This is a genomic window from Hyalangium sp., assembly GCF_035629615.1.
GTDB lineage: Bacteria > Myxococcota > Myxococcia > Myxococcales > Myxococcaceae > Hyalangium.
The window spans coordinates 1-3627 of sequence record NZ_DASPHO010000478.1 but is presented as its reverse complement, the minus strand read 5'-3'; the positions used below and the strand labels follow the sequence as shown (position 1 = coordinate 3627).

General features: G+C 68.7%; 2 protein-coding genes. Both read left to right on the top strand.

Annotated features, from left to right (window positions below; genetic code table 11):
• A partial coding sequence (locus VD972_RS24535; RefSeq protein WP_324990942.1) for a CARDB domain-containing protein occupies window positions 1–2349 on the top strand: 2349 nt, incomplete at its 5' end.
• Between the two features lie 285 nt (window positions 2350–2634).
• The coding region (locus VD972_RS24530) for a sigma 54-interacting transcriptional regulator (RefSeq protein WP_324990943.1) at window positions 2635–3627 on the top strand (993 nt) is incomplete at its 3' end.

The following is a 3627-nucleotide window of genomic DNA, read 5'->3' as shown; positions in this document are numbered from 1 at the left end:
TACCTGGGCGCGGTGGCGGACCCGGGCCACGGCGAGCTGGAGCTGATCGAGACCAACAACACCCGCGCCAGCAAGATCATCGGCGTGGGGCATGGCCCGGACTTCATCGTCCAGTCGGTGATCGGCCCGGCCAGCATCCTGCCTGGGCAGCCGTTCACGGTGAGCGTGACGGTGTGCAACCAGGGCACCACGAGCGGCAGCACGGACGCGCAGCTGGTGCTCTCCCAGGACACCACCATCCGCTTCTCCTATGGCGGCCCTCCGTCCAGTGAGGACCTGCCGCTCTACAACTTCTATACGGGGCCGCTGCAGCCTGGGCAGTGCAGGACGGAGCAGGTGGAGACCTCCGCGTGGGCCCCGGACCCTGGAGCCTGGTACCTCGGTGTGATCGCCGACCCTGGCAACTACCAGCCGGAGCTGGTCGAGACGAACAACACCCGCGCCAGCGTCCTCACGGGCATCGGTTATGCGCCGGACATCATCATCCAGGAGGTGAGCACCCAGGCCAGCGCCATGTCCGGCCAGCCGTTCACGGCCTCCGTCAAGGTATGCAACCAGGGGACTGAGTCAGGTCCCGCAGAGGTGCAGCTGGTGCTCTCCGAGGACACCGACATCCGCTTCTCCTTCCAAGCGCCTCCCAACAGCGAGGACTTCCCCGCGGGGTTCTTCTCCATCCCAGGCGGGCTCCAGCCGGGCGAGTGCAGGACGGAGCAGGCGGAGGTGCATGGATGGGTCCCTCACGAGGGCACCTGGCACCTGGGCGCGGTGGCTGACGCCGGCAACTACACGCCGGAGCTGATCGAAACCAACAACACGGGCGTCAGCGACCCCATCGGCATCGGCTACGGGGCCGACTACATCATCCAGGCGGTGACCGTCCCCGCCAGCGTCATGCCTGGGCAGCAGCTGACGGCCTCGGTGACGGTGTGCAACCAGGGCACCACGGGGGGCAGCACGGACGTGCAGCTGGTGCTCTCCGAGGACTCCACCATCCGCTTCTCCTACAACGGTCCTCCCATCGAGCAGGACCAGCCGCTGTACGCCTTCCCTACGGGGCACCTGGAGGCCGGGCAGTGCAGGACGCAGCAGGTGCAGACCTCTGTGTGGGTCCCGCAGGAGGGCCCTTGGTTCCTGGGGGCAGTGGTCGACCCCGGCCAGTACGAGCTGGAGTTCCTCGACACCAACAACGCGCTGGCCAGCAAGGCCGTCGGCATCGGCTACCGGACCGACTACACCATCACGGCGCTGAGCGGCCCGGCCAGCGTCCTGCCCGGCCAACCTTTCACGGCCTCTGTCACCGTGTGCAACCAGGGCACCGTGAGCGGTAGCACCGATGTCCAGCTGGTGCTCTCCGAGGACACCACGATCCGCTTCTCCTACGACGGCCCTCCGCATGATCAGGATCAGCCGCTGGTCTCCTTCCCCTCGGGACACCTGGAGGCCGGGCAGTGCACGACGCAGCAACTGCAGGTCCAGCCGTGGGTTGCGAGCGACGGCCTCTGGTACCTGGGCGCGGTGGCCGATGCGAGCGGCTCCGAGCTCGAGCTGATCGAGACCAACAACACGCGCGCCAGTGCCGCGGTCGGCATTGGCCACCGGACGGACTACGCCATCACGGCGGTGAGCGGCCCGGCCAGCGTGAGGCCCGGCGATCCGTTCACGGCCTCCGTCACCGTGTGCAACCAAGGCACCGTGAGTGGCGGCACGGAGGTGCAGCTGGTGCTCTCCCAGGACACCACCATCCGCTTCTCCTACGGCGGCCCTCCGCAGGATCAGGATCAGCCGCTGCAGTCCTTCTTCACGGGGCCGCTGGAGCCCGGGCAATGCACGACGCAGCAGGTGCAGAGCAGCGCGCATCCTCCCCAGCACGGCGCCTGGCACTTGGGAGCGGTGGCCGATCCCAGCGGCTCCGAGCAGGAGTTCCTCGAGACCAACAACACGCGCGCCAGTGTCGCGGTCGGCATCGGCTACTCCGCGGATCTCGTCATCCGTGAGCTCACCGCTCCGGCCAGCGTGGCGTTCGGGCAGCCGTACCCGGTGACGGTGAAGGTGTGCAACCAGGGCACCGAGGCATCCTTCGCGGAGGTGCAGCTGGTGCTCTCCGAGGACGCCACCATCCACTTCTCCTACAACGGCCCTCCTGGCGGACAGGACATGCCGGTGGAGTACCTCTCCTTCAGCGACCTGCAGCCGGGGCAGTGTGCGCAGCAGACCCTGTCCCTGAGCATGCCGCCTCCGCAACCGGGCACCTGGCACGTGGGCGCGGTGGCCGATCCGGGCCTCTCCCTGCCGGAGCTCATCGAGACCAACAACACTCGCGCCAGCGCCAGCATCTCCTTCCAGCCCTGAGCTGAAGCGCGCTCCCGCTCCTCGAGGGGTGCAGTGGCCACGGCCGCTGCACCCCTCTTCCTCGAGTGGGGACGCACGTCGCGGGCCCGTCGTCCCGACGCGCACTTGCCGAACCTGTCTACCTGTCTGACAGGTTTGCCGAGACCGCCGCCGGCAGGGGTCCCTCCTTGAGGCTCGCGTCGGTGGTAGAGTCCCCCACGCGTGGCGCCTGACGAGGAAAATCAGAGCTTGCCGTGGGGGTATCAGACGGTCCCACAGCCGGAGGTCCGGCCCACCTCGCTGCGGATGAAGCTCGTCACCCTCTCGGGGGACGATGCGGGCCACGCCCTCTCGCTCGAAGTCCGGGGCTACCGCCTTGGGTCCGACCCGGCCTGTGACATCGTCCTGAAGGATCGCACCGTCTCCCGGCAACACCTGACGCTGGAAGTACGGGAAGACGGGGTGCGGGCCCGGGACCTGGGCTCGCGCAACGGCTCGTTCTGCGAGGGCATGCGCTTCACCGAGCTGGAGGTCCGCCTGGGGGCTGTCCTCCGGCTGGGAGCCGTCGAGCTGAAGATCCTTCCCGAGGACTCACGCGAGCGCGTCATTCTTCCCTCCTCGCGCCCGAGCTTCGGCTCGCTGGTGGGAGCCAGCCGGAAGATGCGTGAGGTGTTCACCCTGCTGGAGCGGGTGGCCCCCGGTGACTCGGATGTCCTCATCGAGGGCGAGACGGGCACGGGCAAGGAGGGCTGCGCTCAGGGCATCCACCTGGAGAGCAAGCGCAACAAGGGCCCCTTCGTCATCGTGGATCTGGCTGGCATCGCCCCCACCCTGATCGAGTCCGAGCTGTTCGGGCACGTGAAGGGGGCCTTCACCGGCGCCCAGACGGATCGAGCCGGGGTGTTCGAGCGAGCCGACGGAGGCACCGTCTTCCTGGATGAGGTGGGCGAGCTGCCTCCGGACATCCAACCCCGGCTGCTGCGCGTGCTGGAGGGGCGGCAGGTGAAGCGAGTGGGCGCCAACGACTACCGCACCGTGAACGTGCGCGTGGTGGCGGCCACACACGTGGATCTGGAGAGTGCGGTGAAGGCGGGGAAGTTCCGCGAGGACCTGTTCCACCGGCTGGCGGTGCTGCGGGTGACGCTGCCGCCGCTGCGGGAGCGGCCCGAGGACATCCCCCTGCTGGTGGACACCGTGCTGCAGCGGATGGGACGGCCGCCGAGCACGCTGTCGGATCAGACGCGCGCGCTGCTGGCGCAGTACCCGTGGCCCGGCAACGTGCGCGAGCTGCGCAACGTG